Consider the following 18,029-nt stretch of genomic DNA (forward strand, 5'->3'; position numbering starts at 1 on the left):
CGGCGTCGGATCTCGCCGCGGCCCCATGCGCCAGAAACCGACCTAAGTCGGGCTCTGGCGCTCCGGGGCTGCGTTTAGTGCAGCTGGCCCTGTTCCCAGCGCTGTTCGCTGCTCGCCAGAGCCTCCGAAATGGCCGAGAGCTGGGTAGAGGGTAATTGCTCGGGCAGCGGATCCAGACCGACGCTGGCGAAGAGCTGACCGTAGCTGTTGCGCAGTTCGGCATAAGCCAGGTCGCGGCGCAGATCGGCCTGTAGGGCATTGAGTTCACCCTGGATCAGTTCCAGCTCGCCGATACCCTGGGCCTGGTAGCGATTGCGCAATTGCTCGGCGATCTGGCTGTCCAGGCCGGCCAGTTGCTGGCTGGTGTGGAACTGGCGTTGCGCCTCGTTGAAGTTGGCATTGGCCACGTAGAGTTGCGCCAACACCGCCATCGACATCGCCTGGCGGCGGGCTTGGGCGACGGCTTCGCCGGCCTTGGCCACATCGATGGCGGCAGGGGCGGAGAGCACGTTGAACAGGTTCCAGGTGACCTTCACGCCATAGTCGGCCCAGCTCTGGTTGACCAGGAAACTGTTGCTGTCGTAGTGCCCGCCGGCGGAGAACTCCAGGCCCGGCAGCAGGCGCAGCATGGCCTTGCGGGTTTCTGCCGCGCTGATGCGGGCCTGGTAGTCTTGCTCGCGCAGTTCCGGGCGATTGGCCAGGGCTTCCTGTTCGAGCAGGGCCAGGTCGACCTTGAGTTCAGGAACCGGATAGTCCTCGCTGGCGGCCAGGGTCAGGTCGCTGCCCATGGGCAGGTTGATCAGGGTCGCCAGTTCGGTCTTGGCCAGGGACAGGGCGCGGCGCTGGTCTTCCAGCTGGCGCGTGGCCTCGATCAGTGCGCGCTGATAGCTGAGGGCCTGAATCGGGTCGCCGATACGCTGCTCGCTGAGGCGCTGGCTGTTGCCGCGGGCCTGGTCGACGCGGGCCATCAGGCTGTCGATCTGCTTGAGCAGGCGCTCGGCGGCGACGGCGCGCCAGTAGGCCGAACGCACGTCCTGGATGATGGTGTGGATCACCTTGCGCCGGCGTTCCTGCACGATCAGGCGCTGGTCGCCCTGCTGCTTGGCGCTGACGTAGGCAACGCCGAAGTCCAGCACGTTCCACACCATGGTCAGGTCCGCCACGCGCCGGTTACGATCCTGGGAGGTGGACGGTTCGAGGGACTCGGTACCGGTTTTCACGCTTTCGCTGCTGGAGGCGCTGACGTTGTCGCGGCCGGCATAACCGGCGGACAGTGCCATGCGCGGCAGCATGTCGAAGGTGGCAAGGTCGACCTGGCGCTGGGCCATGGCTTCTTCCATCACCTTGAGACGGCCTTCGAGGTTGTACTTCACGGCGCGGGCCATGGCCTCGTGCAGGGTCAGCGGGCCGCTGAGCGGTTCCTGATCCTTGAACATGCTCTGCAGGTCTTGTTGTGCGCGAGATTCACTGGCGCTGCGCTCGATCGGCTGGCTGGTGACTGCGCAACCACTGATGGCCAGCGCAAGCAGGCTGACCCCGAACAGTTTCTGGCTCTTCTTCATCCTTGGGCCGCCCCCTTGTCACGGCTCAATCCTTCATTCGAACGTGTAGTTGTATTCAGACTTGCGGCCCGATGCTGTCGAACTGCCCCAGTGCCAGGGCCAGTTCACGTAGTGGACGTTGTTGGTTTTCATGCAGCTCATGCAGCTGCTGGCCCAGTGTCGGGGCCCCCAGTGTCCGGCCAGCCCCGGTAGCACCACCGGAACCCCATTTCTTGCCGTCGAAGACCTCCAGCTGTTCGGACTCCTGCATGGCATCCTCGCCGAAGATGTTGGACAGGCTGCTGGAGCCGAATACCCCGGCATCGCCGCCGCCAAAGCCGAGGAAGCCGCTTCCCGAACCATCGCCGCCGGCGTCGCTGGAGCTGGCAAAGACCTGGGCGATGAAGCTCGGAGCCAGGGCGCCGTTGTTGATGAAGATATTGCCCAACGTGGGAATGCCACTGCCCAGGGTCTGCACCTCGAACAGTGGAGGCGGCAGCAGGGGCGAGATGTTTGGCAAGGGTGCGGGTGGAACGAGCGGCTGCAGTGGCGTGGTTGGTGCATCAACGATCACCACGGGTGGATAGGCCCGGAACTCCGGGTCGCCATTGTCGATGACCAGCACTGGCGCCGTGTCGATGGCGTAGTTGTTGGAGACGGTGCTGCCGGTGCCGGTATTGCCGGCCAGATCGGCCAGGCCGCTGTTGTCGAGGGTGATCAGGTTGGTCGCGTCGGTGATCTCGGCTGTCGGCGTCAGGGTTGCTGTCCAGGTGATGCCGTCGTCGCTGCTGCTAAGGTTGGACAGGCTGCCATTGGCCACGCTCAGATCGGACAGGTCGAAGCCGGAAACCGCTTCACTGAAGGTAATGGTGACGCTGGTCGACTCGCCGATAGTCAGCGTGCTGTCGGCCACCACGATGCTTGCCGTGGGGCGGGCCGTATCGATGGCGAAGTTGTTGGAGATGGTGCTGCCCGTGCCGGTATTGCCCGAAGCATTCGTGACTCCGGTGTTATCCAGTGTGATCAGATTGCTGTTGTCGCTCACATCGGCGCTTGGCGTCAGGGTAGCGGTCCAGGTGATGCCGCCATCGCTGCTGCTCACCGCGCTGAGGCTGCCGTTGGCCAGCGTCAGATCGGCGTTGCTGAAGCCGCTGACCGCCTCGCTGAAGGTGATGGTCACCAGGGAGGTTTCACCCGCCGTCAGGCTGCTGTCGGCGACCACTATGCTGGCGGTCGGGCGTACGGTGCTGATCGCGTAGTTGTTGGAGTCGGTACTGCCATTCCCGGCATTGCCTGCGCCATCGCTCACTCCGGTGTTATCCAGGGTGATCAGGTTGCTGCTGTCGGTGACGTCAGCGCTTGGCGTCAGGGTGGCGGTCCAGGTGATGCCGCCATCACTGCTGCTGACTGAGCTGAGGCTGCCATTGGCCACCGTCAGATCGGAGTTGCTGAAGCCGCTGACCGCTTCGGAGAAAGTGATGGTCACCAGCGAGGTTTCACCGGCTGTCAGGCTACTGTCGGCGACCACTATGGTCGCGGCTGGCCGTGCCGTATCGATGGCGTAGTTGTTCGAGTCGGTGGTGCCGATGCCGGTGTTGCCAGCTCCGTCGGTTACTCCACCATTGGCGAGGCTGATCAGGTTGCTGGCGTCGGTGACGTTGCTGGTCGGGGTAAAGGTGGCCGTCCAGGTCATGCCTCCGTCGCTGCTGCTGACTGCGCTCAAGGTGCCGTTGTTGATCGTCAGGTCGGCGTTGCTGAAGCCGCTCACTGCCTCGGAGAAGGTGATGGTCACCAGCGTGGTCTGGCCGACCCCGAGAACGCTGTCGGCGACGACGATGGTCGCGGCCGGACGGGTTGTGTCGATGGCGTAATTGTTGGAGTCGGTGGTGCCGCTGCCGGCGTTGCCGGAGGCGTTGTTCACGCCGCTTTTGTCCAACGTGATGAGGTTGCTGGCGTCGGTGATACTCGCCGTCGGGGTAAAAGTGGCCATCCAGGTGACACCGCCATCGCTGCTGCTGACGGCGCTCAAGGTGCCGTTGGCGATGGTCAGGTCGGCGTTGCTGAAACCGCTGACCGCCTCGGAGAAGGTGATGGTCACCAGCGAAGTTTCACCTATGTTCAGCGCCGTGTCGGCAACCACGATGGTCGCGGTCGGCAGGACGGTGTCGATGGTGTAGTTGTTCGAGTCGGTGGTGCCGGTGCCGGTGTTGCCGGCTGCGTCCGTGACCCCGGTGTTGTTCAGGGTGATGACGTTGCTGGTATCGGAAATCCCGTCGGTCGGGGTGAAGGTGGCGCTCCAGGTGATGCCGCCATCGCTGCTGGTCACCGCGCTCAAAGTGCCGTTGGCGAGGGTCAGGTCGGCGTTGCTGAAGCCACTCGTGGCTTCGGAAAAGGTGATGGTCACCAGCGAGGTTTCACCGGCCACGAGAGTGCTGTCGGCGACCACGATGGTGGCGGTCGGCCGTGCCGTATCGATGGCGTAGGTGTTGGAATCGGTAGTGCCGCTGCCGATGTTGCCCGCCAGGTCGGCGATGCCTCCGTTGGTGAGCGTGACGACATTGCTGGTGTCAGTGATGCCATCGGTCGGCGTGAAGGTCGCGGTCCAGGTGATGCCGCCGTCGCTGCTGCTCAGCCCGGAGATCACGCCGTTGGCGACCATCAGGTCGGCACTGGTGAAAGCTGTCACGGCTTCGTTGAAGGTGATGGTCACCAGCGAGGTCTCGCCGGCGGCCATGGCGGTGTCGGCCACGACGATGGTCGCCGTTGGGCGCACCGTGTCGACCGCGTAGTTGTTGGAGTCGGTGGTGCCGACACCGGCGTTGCCCGAGATATTGATAACCCCGGTATTGTCCAGGGTGATCACATTGCTGGTATCGGAAATACTGACGCTTGGCGTGAACGTGGCCGTCCAGGTGACGCCGCCGTCGGTGCTGCTCATGGAACTGAGCGTACCGTTGCTGACGGTCAGGTCCGAGTTGTCGAATCCGCTGACCGCCGAGTTGAACGTCACGGTGACCAGCGACGTCTCGCCGATGCTCAATGTGGTATCGGCAATCACGACGGTCGCCGTCGGCACGTTGGTATCGACGGCGTAGTTGTTGGAGTTGGTCGTGCCGGTGCCGGTGTTGCCCGCACCATCGTTGACCCCGGTGTTGTTCAGGACGATGAGGTTGGACGCGTCGGTGACACCGAGGCTGGGCGTGAACGTAGCGGTCCAGGTGATGCCGCCATCGCTACTGCTGACCGCACTCAGCGTGCCGTTGGCGATGCTCAGGTCGGAATTGTCAAAGCCGCTAACGGCCTCGGAAAAGGTAATGGTCACCAGCGAGGTTTCACCGACGCTCAGCGCCGTATCGGCGATCACGATGGTAGCGGTCGGACGCTGGGTGTCGACGGCGTAGTTGTTGGAATCGGTGGTACCGCTGCCGGTATTGCCCGCGCCGTCCACGACGCCGCTGTTGTTGAGAGTGACCAGGTTGGTGGTGTCGCTGATGCCGGCACTCGGGGTGAAGGTCGCGGTGTAGGTGATGTTGTCGCTGGTGCTCAGGCCGCTCAGGCTGCCGTTGGTGACACTCAGGTCTGCCAGGGTGAAACCGGTCACCGCTTCGCTGAAGGTAATCGTCACCACCGATGTTTCGCCGACGCCGACGGTCGAATCGGCGACCACGATGGTGGCGGTCGGGCGTGCGGTGTCGATGGCGTAGTTATTGGAATCGGTGGTGCCGCTGCCAGCGTTGCCCGCCGCGTCTGCCACGCCGGTGTTATCCAGGGTGATGAGGTTGCTGGTGTCGCTGACACTGGCACTTGGCGTGAGCGTGCCGGTCCAGGTAATGCCGCCGTCGCCGCTGCTCAGGCCGGTGACCGTGCCGTTGGCGACCGTCAGGTCGGCGGCGGTAAAACCCGTCACTGCTTCGTTGAAGGTGATGGTCACCAGGGATGTTTCGCCAACGCTCAGGGAGGTGTCGGCGACAACAATGCTAGCGGTTGGCCGCTGCGTGTCGACCGCGTAGTTGTTGGAACTGGTGGTACCGCTGCCGGCGTTGCCCGCCGCGTCCGCCACACCGGTATTGGCCAGGATAATCAGATTGGTGGCATCGCTGAAACTGGCGCTCGGAGTGAGCGTCGCGGTCCAGGTGATGCCGCCGTCGCTGCTGCTCAGCCCGCTCAAGGAGCCGTTGGCCACGGTCAGGTCGGCCAGGGTGAAGCCCGCGACGGCCTCGCTGAAAGTGATAGTCACCAGCGATGTCTCGCCGATGTTCAGCGCGTTATCGGCCACCACGATGGTGGCGGTCGGGCGCAGGGTGTCGATGGCGTAGTTGTTCGAGTCGGTGGTGCCGCTGCCGGTGTTTCCGGACAGGTCGGCGATGCCGGTATTGTTCAGGGTGATCAGGTTACTGCTGTCGGTAATGCTGGCACTCGGGGTGAAGGTGGCGGTCCAGGTGATGCCGCCGTCAGCGCTGCTGACCGCACTCAGCGTACCGTTGGAGATGGTCAGGTCGGCGTTGGTGAAGCCGCTGACCGCCTCGTTGAAGGTGATGGTCACCAGCGAGGTTTCACCGATCCTCAGTGCAGCGTCTGCCACCACGATGGTCGCGGTCGGACGAAGTGTATCGATGGCGTAGTTGTTCGAGTTAGTGGTACCCACGCCCAGGTTACCCACGGCGTTCTGTACGCCGGTGTTGTCCAGGGTGATCAGGTTGCTGGTGTCAGTGGTGTTGGTGGTCGGGGTGAAGGTGGCGGTCCAGGTGATGCCGCCGTCGCCGCTGCTCACCGCGCTGAGGCTGCCGTTGGCCACCGTCAGGTCGGCGTTGGTGAAGCCGCTGACCGCCTCGGAGAAGGTGATGGTCACCGTAGTGGTTTCACCGACCGTCAAGGCATTGTCGGCGACCACTATGGTCGCGGTCGGGTGCGTGGTGTTGATTACATAGTTGCCCGAGTCCGTGGTGCCGCTGCCGGTATTGCCGGAGAAGTCGCTGATCCCGGTGTTGTTCAGGGTGATCAGGTTGCTGGCGTCGCTGATGCCATCGGTCGGGGTGAGGGTAGCAGTCCAGGTGATGCCGCCATCGCCGCTACTCACCGCGCTCAGCGTGCCGTTGGCGATGGTCAGGTCGGCGTTGGTGAAACCGCTCACCGCTTCGCTGAAGGTGATGGTCACCAGGGAAGTTTCGCCCGCCGTGAGGGTGCTATCGGCGACCACGATAGTCGCGGTCGGGCGTGCCGTATCGATGGCGTAGTTGTTGGAATCGGTGGTGCCGCTGCCGGCGTTGCCGGCCTGGTCGGCAACGCCGGTGTTGTCCAGGGTGATCAGGTTGCTGCTGTTGGTGATGCTGGCACTCGGGGTGAAGGTGGCGGTCCAGGTGATGCCGCCGTCGCCGCTGCTCACCGCGCTCAGCGTGCCGTTGGCGATGGTCAGGTCGGCGTTGCTGAAACCGCTCACCGCCTCGGTGAAGGTGATGGTCACCGTCGTGGTTTCACCGACCGTCAAGGCATTATCCGCCACCACTATGGTCGCGCTCGGCCGCGCGGTATCGATCGCATAGTTGTTGGAGTTGGTGGTGCCGACCCCGGCGGTGCCAAGGCCATTGATCACCCCGGTGTTATCCAGGGTGATCACGTTGCTGGTATCGGTGATGCTCGAAGTCGGGGTGAAGGTGGCGGTCCAGGTGATGCCGCCGTCGCTGCTGCTCACTGCGGTCAGCGTGCCGTTGGCAATGGTCAGGTCGGCATTGGTGAAGCCGCTTACCGCCTCGTTGAAGGTGATGGTCACCAGCGAGGTTTCGCCGATTTTCAGGGCCGTGTCAGTCACTACTATGGTGGCGGTAGGTGGGGGCGCGTAGTTGGTATCGGTTGTGCCGCCAGCGGTAGTCCATATCTGTGAAGTTGCAGTACCCACTGTTCCGTTAACGCTGCTGCCTTGGGTTGCGATGCCGAAGTTGCCAGCACCTGCCGCATTGCCGGTAATCAGTGAAGTGTTGGTGGCTGAGTCTATGCGTACTGTACCGCCGGCATTCCAGATGGCCCCCACGCCAGAGCCTGCATTGCCACCATTGCCAACATACGGACTCCCTGTTGCAGCGCCGCCGCCGCCGCCGCCGCCGGCACCGATATTATTGGTAATACTACTGGTGGTGATGGTGAGCATCCCGGTGTTGTAGATGCCACCTGCCGCATTACCTCCGCGCCCTCCGGCATAGGTATAGCCAGCGCCACCGCCACCGCCACCAATGCTGATCGAACCATTGTTGGCAGTACCGCCATTGCCGCCGCTTGTATAGGAGGAATAGCTGCCACCTGTACCTCCGCTGGTACTGCCGCCTGTCCCACCCATGGTGCCGTAGCCAGCGCCAGTCCCGCCCGTCCCGGCCGAGGCGGAGCCTGGTGTATGGGTAGGGTTCGTGCCGCCTGTACCTCCAATCGTCGTACCAAACCCGCCGCCGCCGCCGCCAGCCCCCCCGCCGCCACCTGCGCCGCCGCCGCCGCCTCCGCCGCCCGCCGCTTTACCGCCGGTGATGGTGCTGCCTGTAATGGTCAAGACTCCGCTGTTGCGGATATTGGCCCCCAAGGCGTCGCCGCCCGCCAGTCCAGGGCCATTGCCTGGTGTATTGCCGCCAGCACCTGTCAGGAAACCGTTGCTGATGGTGAGGTTGCTGATGGCAACCGCAGAGCCGCCACCGGAGGTGTAGACATCCAGTACGCGAGCATAGTTGTTACCGCTCAGCGTAAAACCACCCCCGACGATGGACATGGTCTTCCCATCGTTAACGTTTATGAAAATCGAGTCAGCAGCCGACGAAAAGGTGATATTGCCTGTCAGCGTAATGACATCTGCTACTCCGTCGGTATTCCCGGTGGCAATCGCGGCTTTGAGCTGTGCAACAGTGTTGACGCTGCTCGTTACCAGCACATGATCGTAGGAGGAGAGCTGCGTTTCGTTGAGGACGTCATGGTAGTTGATGGCGCCCGCCGTAATTTCCAGATTCCAATCCGCACCGCGTGCGGCAGGGCCTGTGTCATTTGTCGAGGCGGCAATATCGGCCCCAGTGGCTACAGCCAAGGCGGCGAGGAAGTCCGAGCCTTCGCTGCCAGCACCGACATCACAGCCATAGAGAAAAATATCGCCATCGGCACGCAGGGCATTGCCGATCGTCTGCAGTTCGCTGGTGTAGGCATCCAGATTACCGTTGAACAGGGGGCCGTTGCCTAGCAACAGCACGCCGTCATCGCCATGGGAAACGATGCTGATTGACTCGACATTGCTCATGCCGGCCAGTTCTTCGGCTATCTGTTTGACCCCATCGCGATCCGTATCCAGCAAGATCACGTGAACACCTGGTTCGGCAGCGGCGATAATTTGTTGGTAGTCAGGGATGCGGCTGTCGACAATCAGTACCTTGATCCCGCCACTGTCGGTCGGTGGGGCATCCGCTGCTGGTGGAGTGGTTTCTGATACCACAGGTTTAGATGCGTCGGCTGTGTCTGCTCCATTATCGGTCTGCGCCGCAGGCTGTGCTGTTGCTTGCGCATCGGCAGAAGCTGCAGCCGAGTCAGCAGTGGCGGCTACCGCGCCGTCGAACAGGATGCGGGGCTCGAGAGCCATCAGCAGGGGCGGCGTGGCCGCTCGGGGCGATTTATTGCCTGCTTGCCTGACAGCGCGTTTTGTCCACCACATGACTGTTCTCCTTTCCTTGTCTCTTTGCGCGAGCCGCCACAGGCCTTAGGCGTGGGCGGGCGTTGCTGCTGCCTGCTGTTCGTTCTTGATCCGAATGACATGGGCAGCGCTGGCGCTGCCGTCTCGCCAGAAGCTTAGGTCGGCATACTGGGCGAACAGGTCGGGCGGCAGTATGGACGTGCGGTTTTGCAGCTCGACGACCGGGCGCACCCGATGCAGGCCGCGGATGCCCAGGGCCTCGTCGAACTCCGGGGCGTCGTAGTGCACCCGCTGGAAATCGTGGGGATACCAGGGCTCGCCGATGAAGTCGTAGATCAGGCGCATGACCTGTTCCGGAGCCTGGGTCAGCAGGTCGTATTCGACCAGCAGCAGCGACTTGGACTGTGCGCCGTAGAAGGCATCCTTGAGGGCGGCCCAGGCGTAGCCCACCAGCCTGTTGCGCTGGGCCAGGGTCTCGACACGGCTGTAGACGGTGTTGCGTTCGACTTCGTCATTGAACAGCTTGGTGTTCTCGAACGGGGTGGCGCGGTACAGACGCTCGATGCTGTCCATGACCCAGGCGACGTTGCGCACGCAGGCGATGACCTTGGCCTGGGGGTACAGATCGAGCAGATCCGGCAGGCGGGCGCACCAGCTACGGTTGGTGTCGAAGATCACCTGCTTGTCGCCCTGATCGGCGTAATAGCTGTCGAACAGGCCGCTAAGCAGGCGGCGGCGCTGCGCGGTGTCGACTACGGGAGCGAACTCGCTGCCGGCGCTGAACTGGTTGAGCATGCCGGAGAACAGGCTGCCCACCGGGCTGGTCATGCCCGCGTGAAAGCGCGGATTCTGCCCCAGTAGCGCGGCCAGCAGAGTAGAGCCAGAACGGGGCAGGCCGGAGATGAAATGCAGTTTCTGAGTGCTGTTCAACCACTGAGTCCTTTCACGGGTCACTCGGCAGATGAGACCGACGCTTGACGAGGCGTCCCAGCCGAAACTTGTCTTTTACATCAACTAACCAGTACTTGGCGAATCCTATTTCAGTAATACGTTTACGTATAGGAACATCTGGTCATAGTTAGGCTGCGTGATAGGCGAATTGCCATGGAGGAAAAGCATTTTCCGAAATAGGCACTAGAGTTTGATGCGGGCGGGTAGAGCGCCCGGCCAGTCCATCAGACGACTAAGGAAGAGTAATCATGGAAGTCTTCATCGGTACCATCCAGGCCTTCGGTTTCAATTTTGCGCCGCGCGGCTGGGCATTTTGTGCGGGACAACTGGTGTCAATTTCCCAGAATTCGGCAATGTTCGCATTGTTGGGGACCACCTTCGGTGGTGACGGTCAGAACACCTTTGGCTTGCCCGATCTGCGTGGCCGCTTGCCAGTGGGTATGGGCAACGGGCCGGGGCTGAGCGCTTATGTGATCGGCCAGGTCAGCGGCACGGAAAATACTTCGCTGACGGTAGGTAATCTGCCGGCGCATGCGCCGACCATCACCTCGACGCTGGCGGTGGCCACCAGCGTGCAACTGGCGACCGTCGCCAGCAGCCCGAGCACCGCACCGTCGACCAGCAATGCCTTTCTCGGGGCTTCGGGGACCGGCCCTGGCAGTGCTGCCATCTACTCGAATGCGCAAGGGGCTGAGCCGGTGGCCCTGCAGGGGGTCACTTCGTCACTCACCGGCAGCGTCTCGGCCGCGCCGATCGGCGGCAACCTGCCGCTCAGCCTGTTGAATCCCAGCCTGGCGATCAACTTCAGTATCGCCATGGAAGGTATTTTCCCCTCCCGCAACTGAGTTGTCGGGCCAGGCGGCATTGCGCCTGGCCCGGCATGACCGGAGTCGTTGTGATGTTGAGAAGCATAGAAAGTCAGCATTTCCAGGCGCTGCTCAAGCACACCACGCAGTTGCACCTGCCTGATGGCCAGGTGCTGGAAGTTCGCGTGGAGAGCGTCTCGGAAAACCCGCGTGGCCGTATCCCGGAAAGCCAGCGCATGCCGTTCAGCGTCGCGCTGACCAGCCTGGCGCCGAGCGACTTCGTGCATGGCATTTGCGCGATCGAGCTGGCCGATCGCCGGCGCCTGGAAGGGGTGTTCGTGTCGCGCGTGCCGGCCCTGGGGCGCAACCCCGAGCTGGCCTACCTGGATGTGGTGTTCAACTGAGGTCGGCCCCGGGCGCCCGGCTCAGGCCGGCTGTCCCGGGTACCAGACCAGGCGTTCGGCGGCCGGGCCTTGTTCGGCCACCCGAAAGCCCAGCGCCAGGTAGTGCTGGCGCGCCGCCGGGTTGCTGGCCCAGACCACTGCCGTCACCGGGCAGCTGATCCGTTGCGCCGCCTGCTGGACGCCCTGCAGCACCGTGCGGCCATGGCCCCTGCCACGGGCCGCCGGAATGAAGGCCAGGTACACCACGCGAATCTCGTTATGACCGAAATCGGTGACCAGGGCGCCGATCGCCGTGCCCAGCTTCTCGATCACGTAGTGCAGGGCTTCCGGGAACTGTTCGGCCATACCGCGCTGATTGACCTGGAACTGCTGCGCGACGATCTGCTCGATTACCTCGTCGTCGCCGTCGATCAGTTGCAGATCGGGGCGGGCGGTGCGGTACAGGCCTTCGAGAAAGGCGGCGTCCAGCGGGCGCGCGGGGCGCACGGTCAGGTCGTTTAGCGATGAAGACGGGTTGAGCATCTGTCTGGATCCTCGGCGGTGGGAAAACCTCGGTGCTGTCGCTTAGCCGGGCTGCCGTTGCAGCGCTGCACCGGCTTGCCGTATCTGGATCTGGCGCAGCTGCTCGAGCTGTCGATAGGGCTGGTCGGCCCAGCGGGCCAGCTCATCGCGCAGCGCCGCGCTGGCGCTCAGGCGTTTCGCCTGGCTGTCTGCGCTGAAGGGCAGGTGCGGCTGCTTGGCATGCCGGCCGGTCATCGACAGGGCGCTGCGCAGTTCGCTGTCGCTGAGGCCGAAGACCGGCTGCAGGCGGTTGCCGAGAGCGGCGGGCAGCTCGGTGTAGTTGACGGCCAGGCCACCCAGTGCCTGGCAGTGCTGCAGTCCTTTTGCCAGCAGGCGGCCCAGGCGGCGGGCGATCACGCCTTCCCTGGACAGGCCGGCATCCTCCGGGCTGTCCAGGGGCGAGTGGCCGAGTAGGCCGGGAACCATGTGCATGCCGGGCTGGTGCAGGTGCGACACGGCGATTTCCAGTGGGTCGCGATAGAGGAACAGCCAGGGCGTCGCCGGGAAGCAACGCTGCAGCAGAGGCAGCTCGAAGATGTTCCAGGCGTCCAGCTTGACCACCAGGCTGCGCTCCAGGCCGCTGCGGCGCTGGCCGAATGCCGAGAGTAGAGCGGCCAGCGCCGTGCGTCTGGTGGCCTCCGGCAGCGAGTCGGCGCTGGCCCTCAGCAGGCTGTCGAGCGGTGCCGGCTCGGAGAGCAGCACCTGGCTCGGCAGGCTCGCCAGCATCTGCGCCAGCAACGTCGAGCCACAGCGCGAGGCATGGTAGATGAACGCGCGCGGGGCCAGGCCCGGGCTGCTGCGCTGCCAGTCGAGCAAGGCCTGCAGCGGCGTTGCGCGGCGAAAAGCCTGGTTGAAGGGCAGGCGCAAGGCCCGCTCCACATCATCGCGATAGAAGGGTTCGTGCAGGCGTTGCTCGCCGAACCAGCACCAGTCGACGACCTGGTCCTGTGCCGCGATGCCGATCGGCAGCCAGCCGTCGAAGGCCTGCCCGGTGGCAGTCATCAGACTTTCCATTGTGCGCTCCAGGCGCTTTTGCCCTGGCGCATGGCCGCGCGCACCTCGGCTTCGGCGAAATGCAGGCCGCGCTCGGCGCCCAGGCGCAGCGTGGCGGCGATGAAGGCGGGGACGTCCTGCAGGCTGCGCAGCTGCCGTTCGAGGTCGCGGTCTTGGGCGACCTGCTGGCGAAATTGCAGGAAGGCACGTGTCGCCTCGCTAAGCTCCAGCGCCGGGGTGTCGGGCAAGCCTGCGGCTATGGCCTGCTGCAGCCAGGCGTTGCTGGTGCAGTCGAGCACCAGGTGGATGCGCTCGCGGGTGCCCGGGTTTTCTACCCGGTGCGGCCGCGACAGGTCGAGGAACCAGCATTCGCCGGGACGCATGGGCACCCGTCGGCCATCGAGGAGAAACTCCACCTCGGCCGGGCTGAGCAGGGGCACGTGCAGGCGCAGCGGATTGCCCGGCTGGCCGAGGTCGTAGTCGCGGTGTTCGTGAATCCGCGAACCGGGCCCCAGACGCAGCAGGCGGGCGCTGAGGATGGGGGTGTGGAAGGTGGCGAACAGCCCGCTCCAGGCCGGCTCTGCGTGCCACCAGCCGCTGCTGCGCGGGGCGCCCTGGCCGGGGGCGAGAGGCAACCGGGCGTCCTCGGCGGCGATCAGGTCGATGCCGCTCCAGTCGCCGGCGTAATAGGCGGTGTTGAAATGCCCTTGCCAGGCGCGCGGGTCCAGGCGCTGCAGGGCTTCGAGCAGGGGTGGCAGGTCGATGCGCCAGGGCAGGCGCGAACAAACAGGCAAAGCACTGGGTTGCATGCAACGCTCCTTGCGATAGCCGCGCCACTGGCGTGCGGCCGCTCAACTCTCCAGTCCGGGCCGGCACCGCCGGCACCTATTCAAAAACCGCTTTCCCGTACGCCGAGGGCGGCGACCCGGCGCCACATCGCGCCCAGTATGGATTCCGCCCGTCCTTGCACCAGGGCCACGCCGACCAGCTGTTGCGACGGCGGTGCCAGCGGTTCCTGCGGCAGCAGGCGGACGGCGTACTGCGCCTGCACCGGCTGGGCCCGACCCTCTTCGTCGCGGCGTACCGCGATCGGCCCGCCGTGGTCGGAGGCCAGCGCCTGCTGGTCGATATAGGCTGCCCCGGTGGTATCCACCTCCACCAGGGTCAGGGCCACAGACGGCAGCAGCGGGCCGCCGCTGGCGATGAAGCGCCCTGCGGCGCCCTGTTCGAGGCGCCAGAGGTCCTCTTCGGCCAGGTAGCCGCGCAGGCGCACGTCCTGCTCGACCACCCGCAGCAGGGCCGTCTGCGGTGCCAGCCAGCGGCCTTCGCTGAGGTCCGCCGGCAGGTCGCGGACCACGCCGGCATGGGGCGCGCGCAGTTGCAGGAGTTCGCGCTGGGCAACCAGGCCGCGATACTCGGCCACCGCTTCGGCCAGGTTCTGTTCGAGGATGGTGCTGTCGGCCGCCGTCTCGCTGCGCCCGGCCTGGCGGCGCAGCTGCAGCTGGAGGATCTCGATCTCCTGGCGCACGATCAGCTGGCGCGAGTCGAGGTCGGGTGATTCGAGTTCCAGCAGCAGGTCGCCGGCGGCCACCGCCTGCCCGTCGCGCACATGCAGCTGCAGCAGGCGCGCCGGCACCGGCGCGTGCAGCGCGCTGACCCGGCTGGCCTCGAGCATCACCGGCAGCTCCACGCTGCTGCGCCAGGGCAGGGCGAGGATGGCCAGCAGCACCAGCAGCAGGGCGCCCAGCCCCAGCACCTTGCCCGGGTGCGCCTGGTCGCGGCGCTGCCACCACTCCTGCAGCTCGCGCCACACCGGCAGGCCGATGAACCAGACCAGCTCGACCAGCATCAGGAAGATCCCGAGCAGCTTGAAGAACATGTGGTAGACCAGCAGGGCGATGCCGAAGAACAGCACGGCGCGCCACAGCCAGGCGCTGTAGCCCCAGCCCAGCAGGCGGCGCTGCATGCCCGGCGACCAGGGCTCGGGCGGCGCTGCGCCATAGCCGAACAGGGCCTCGCGCAGGCGCCAGCGGCACAGGGCGAAGGCGCGGGTCTGCAGGTTGTCCACGCCCCACAGGTCGCTGAGCAGGAAGTAGCCGTCGAATCGCATGAACGGGTTGAGATTGATCAGCAGGGTGGTGATCCAGGTGGCGCTGGCCAGCATGAAGGCGGCGGTGCGTGCCGGGCCGTCGGGCAGCAGCGACCAGGCGAGCAGGGCGATGCAGGCCAGCAGCAGTTCGGCCAGGACCCCGCCGGCGCCGATCAGCAGGCGCGAGCGGCGGTCGTTGACGCGCCAGGCGTCGCTGACGTCGGTGTAGAACATCGGCAGCATGACCATGAACGCCAGGCCCATGCTCTGTACCCGGCAACCGGCGCGCTTGGCCATGTAGGCATGGCCGAACTCGTGGCAGAGCTTGGCGAAGGTCAGGGCGATGGCGAAGGACAGCGCGCCGCCCAGGCTGAACAGGTGCGGGAAGGTGGCGATGAAGCGTTCCCAGTCGCGCGCGGCGAGGAACACCCCGAGCGCCAGCAGCAACGGCAGGCCGATGCGCAGCAGGGGCCGGCCATGACGCTGCAGCCAGGGCCAGGTGCGGTCGAGAAAGGCATCCGGGCGCCACAGCGGGATGCGAAAGAACAGGTACTGGTGCAGCAGGCTGCGCCACAGGCCCTGGCGTTGCTGGGCGGCCTTGGGCGCATAGCTGGCGCGCTGCTCGGCATCGGTGGCGGCGATCAGGTCGTGGCCGCGCAGAAAACGCAGCAGCTCTTCCAGTTCGCCGGCGCCCAGCGGCGTGCCCGGTTCGCGGTTGGCCGCCTGCAGCACCTGCTCGGCATCGCCCAGCGCCCAGTGTCGGAGCAGGCGCATGGCCGGCGCGCCGAGTTTGAAGTAGCGCCCGCGCAGCGGGTCGGCCAGGGTCCATTGCGGCGAGCCGTCGCGGGCGGTCGCCGCGGCGGACAGCTGCAGGTCGGCGCGCAGGGCGGGCAGCTGCATCTACAGGCCCACCGTCTGGCGCAGAGCGGCCAGCGGGCGGCGCAGCAGGTAGAACACCAGCGGGCCGCGCGCGCCGAAGATCTTCGCGGTGCCGCGCAGGCCGATGCGCGGTGGCGTGGCGGCGAACTCGGCATCCAGGCGGTAGGCCAGTTGCGCGCTGGGGGTCAGCTGCGCCTCGTAGGCGATGCGCTGCAGGCGCGCCTGGTGGCGGTGCAGCGGGTCGCTGTCGAGGAACAGGGCGACTTCGGTGCCGGGCTGGAAGTCCAGGGCATCGCCGACCGCCAGCTCGATGCGCAGCTCGGCCTGCTGCGGATCGGCGATCTCCATCAGCCGTTCGCCGGTCTGCACCGGCTTGCCGGTCCAGCGCTGGGCGTCGGCGAACACCGCGATGCCGTCGCGTTCGGCCCGCACCTCGGTGCGTGCCAGCAGCTCGCGGGCGTAGTCGCGCTCGGCGCGCTTCTGTTCCACGCGGGCGGCGAACAGGTCGATGCGCGCGCTCGATTCGGCATCGGCGAAGGCGCGCTGGGCATTGGCCTTGAGTTCGGCCTCGGCCACGTTCAGGCTGCGTTCGGCGACATCGGCCTGGGCCTTGATGCTGGTGGCGTCGAACTGCAGCAGCACATCGCCTTTCTGCACCGCCTGGTTGGGTTTGACGCGGAACTCGGCGATCACCCCGTCCAGCGGCGCGGCGACCACCTGGCCGCCGAGCGGCACCACTTCCGCCGGCGCCAGCACCGACTGGCGTACCGGCAGCAGCAACAGCAGCAGGAGGGCGGCGGCCACGCCGAGGATCTTCTTCCGCGGCCAGCGCAGGCGCCACGGCTGGCGCGGCTGCAGGGCCAGCCAGGCATGGCTGTAGCAGTCGCCGAGCTGCTGCAGCAAGGCCTGTTCGGCCTCGCTCCAGGGCTGCTCGCGGGCCAGCCACAGGCCGCCGAAGGGTTGCTGCTGTTTATCCAGCAGCGGCAGCCAGAACACCGCCGCGGCCGACAGGCTCTGCCAGTCGGCGCGGGTCTGTGCGTTCAGCGACTCGGCCTGGACCACCTGGGCCTTGGTCGAGCGGCCCTGGGCCAGCAACTGCTCGGCGGCGTTTTCGACGAAGGCGACGAAGGGCGCGTTGGCTTCGATCACGCTGATGCCGGTCAGCGCCCGCACCTTGCCGGCGATCAGCAGGGCGGCGTGGCGGAAGCCGAACAGGCCCTGGGCGTCGTTGGCCAGGGCATAGGCCAGGCTGTCGAGATCCTTGGCGGCGCGGGCCTGGCGTTCCAGGGCGAGGAACTGGGCGAATAGCCGTTCGACCAGGCCGGGCACCTGGGCGGTCATGGCGCCTCCGCGAAATGCGCGCTGCCACTCATGCCGGCCAGCAGGCCGCTGGCGTCGGCGGGCAGGCTGGCGATCAGCTGCAGGGTCTGGCTGCCTTCGTCGATGCGCGCACCCAGGCGCTTGATCTCGACCTGCAGCGGCTGGCCGGTTTCATCCGGAACGAACTCGAAGTGTTCGCCCGGCTGCAGCCGGCCCAGCCAGCTGGAGGGCACCAGCAGATGGACTTCGAGGGTCCGGTTGTCGACGATTTCCAGCAGCGGGGCACCGCTGGCCACGCTTTCATGGGGTTGAGCCTTGCGCTGCACCACCCGGCCGTTGAAGGGCGCGCTGATGCTGCAGCGCTTGACCTGCACCTGGTAGACCTGGGCTTCGGCCTGGGCCTGGGCCTGCTTGGCCTCGGCCAGGGCGACTTCGAAGCGGCCGACAGAGTTGAGCGCGGCCAGCTGCCGGTTGTGCCCGAGTTCCTCGCGGGCGGCGCGCACGGCGGCCTGGGCGGCGTTGAGCTGGGCCTGGTAGGCGCTGCAGTCGAAGCGCACCAGCACATCGCCCTTGTTGAAGTCCTGGCCGTCGGCATAGGGCATCTCGACGATGCGCCCGGCCAGTTCGCTGGAGAGCATGGCCTGGTCGCGTGCGCGCAATACGCCGCGGGCCTTGCGTTCGGGGGCGCTGGGGCTGCTGACCGGGCTGTCGAGCAGTGGGTCGCCTGGCGCCTCGCTGGCCTGAGCGCCCTGGGCGCTAAGCAGGCCGAGAACCACCCAGGCCCGGCTGACGGTTTTATGCATGCGTGCGCTCCCTGCAGGTTTCTTGTCGTTGCGC

Annotated in this window: 11 protein-coding genes; 2 read left to right on the forward strand and 9 right to left on the reverse strand. The window is 65.7% G+C overall.

The window, feature by feature from the left end:
- Positions 1 to 74 precede the first annotated feature (74 nt).
- The 3 genes from F3I16_RS08015 to F3I16_RS08025 all read right to left on the reverse strand — a co-directional run bounded on the left by F3I16_RS08015 (position 75) and on the right by F3I16_RS08025 (position 10,119).
- Positions 75 to 1,562, reverse strand: a complete 1,488-nt coding sequence (locus F3I16_RS08015; protein ID WP_160493191.1) for a TolC family protein — start codon at positions 1,560 to 1,562, stop codon at positions 75 to 77.
- Positions 1,563 to 1,617: 55 nt separating this feature from the next.
- Complete coding sequence (locus F3I16_RS08020; RefSeq protein ID WP_372239609.1) at positions 1,618 to 9,138, reverse strand: Ig-like domain-containing protein; 7,521 nt, start codon at positions 9,136 to 9,138, stop codon at positions 1,618 to 1,620.
- A gap of 117 nt (positions 9,139 to 9,255) precedes the next feature.
- Positions 9,256 to 10,119: a sulfotransferase gene (locus F3I16_RS08025; RefSeq protein ID WP_160493193.1), complete on the reverse strand. Its 864-nt coding sequence runs from the start codon at positions 10,117 to 10,119 to the stop codon at positions 9,256 to 9,258.
- 269 nt (positions 10,120 to 10,388) lie between these two features.
- Between F3I16_RS08025 and F3I16_RS08030 the strand changes: the two genes are divergently transcribed.
- Entirely contained in the window at positions 10,389 to 10,985 is a 597-nt protein-coding gene (locus F3I16_RS08030) for a phage tail protein (RefSeq protein ID WP_160493194.1), read from the forward strand.
- 53 nt (positions 10,986 to 11,038) lie between these two features.
- Positions 11,039 to 11,350: a hypothetical protein gene (locus F3I16_RS08035; RefSeq protein WP_160493195.1), complete on the forward strand. Its 312-nt coding sequence runs from the start codon at positions 11,039 to 11,041 to the stop codon at positions 11,348 to 11,350.
- Between the two features lie 21 nt (positions 11,351 to 11,371).
- On the opposite strand, the gene F3I16_RS08040 is transcribed toward F3I16_RS08035, so the two are convergent.
- The 6 genes from F3I16_RS08040 to F3I16_RS08065 form a co-directional block, all read right to left on the reverse strand.
- Entirely contained in the window at positions 11,372 to 11,872 is a 501-nt protein-coding gene (locus F3I16_RS08040; RefSeq protein WP_160493196.1) for a GNAT family N-acetyltransferase, read from the reverse strand.
- A gap of 42 nt (positions 11,873 to 11,914) precedes the next feature.
- Positions 11,915 to 12,913 carry a sulfotransferase family protein gene (locus F3I16_RS08045; protein ID WP_160493197.1) on the reverse strand — a complete coding sequence of 333 codons (999 nt, stop codon included), beginning with the start codon at positions 12,911 to 12,913 and terminating at the stop codon, positions 11,915 to 11,917.
- The gene (locus F3I16_RS08050) at positions 12,913 to 13,713 is read right to left on the reverse strand and encodes an aspartyl/asparaginyl beta-hydroxylase domain-containing protein (protein ID WP_160493198.1); all 801 of its coding nucleotides are present in this window, start codon (positions 13,711 to 13,713) and stop codon (positions 12,913 to 12,915) included. The genes F3I16_RS08045 and F3I16_RS08050 overlap by 1 nt, the downstream gene beginning before the upstream one ends.
- 80 nt (positions 13,714 to 13,793) lie before the next feature.
- Positions 13,794 to 15,893, reverse strand: coding sequence for an HlyD family efflux transporter periplasmic adaptor subunit (locus F3I16_RS08055; protein WP_160493199.1), 2,100 nt, complete (start codon positions 15,891 to 15,893; stop codon positions 13,794 to 13,796).
- Complete coding sequence (locus F3I16_RS08060) at positions 15,894 to 17,213, reverse strand: efflux RND transporter periplasmic adaptor subunit (protein WP_160493200.1); 1,320 nt, start codon at positions 17,211 to 17,213, stop codon at positions 15,894 to 15,896.
- Positions 17,210 to 17,995 carry an efflux RND transporter periplasmic adaptor subunit gene (locus F3I16_RS08065; RefSeq protein WP_160493201.1) on the reverse strand — a complete coding sequence of 262 codons (786 nt, stop codon included), beginning with the start codon at positions 17,993 to 17,995 and terminating at the stop codon, positions 17,210 to 17,212. Before F3I16_RS08065 ends, F3I16_RS08060 begins: the two co-directional genes overlap by 4 nt.
- Between the last annotated feature and the right edge of the window lie 34 nt (positions 17,996 to 18,029).

The sequence above is a fragment of the Pseudomonas sp. L-22-4S-12 genome, from assembly GCF_009799935.1.
Classification (GTDB): Bacteria; Pseudomonadota; Gammaproteobacteria; order Pseudomonadales; family Pseudomonadaceae; genus Aquipseudomonas.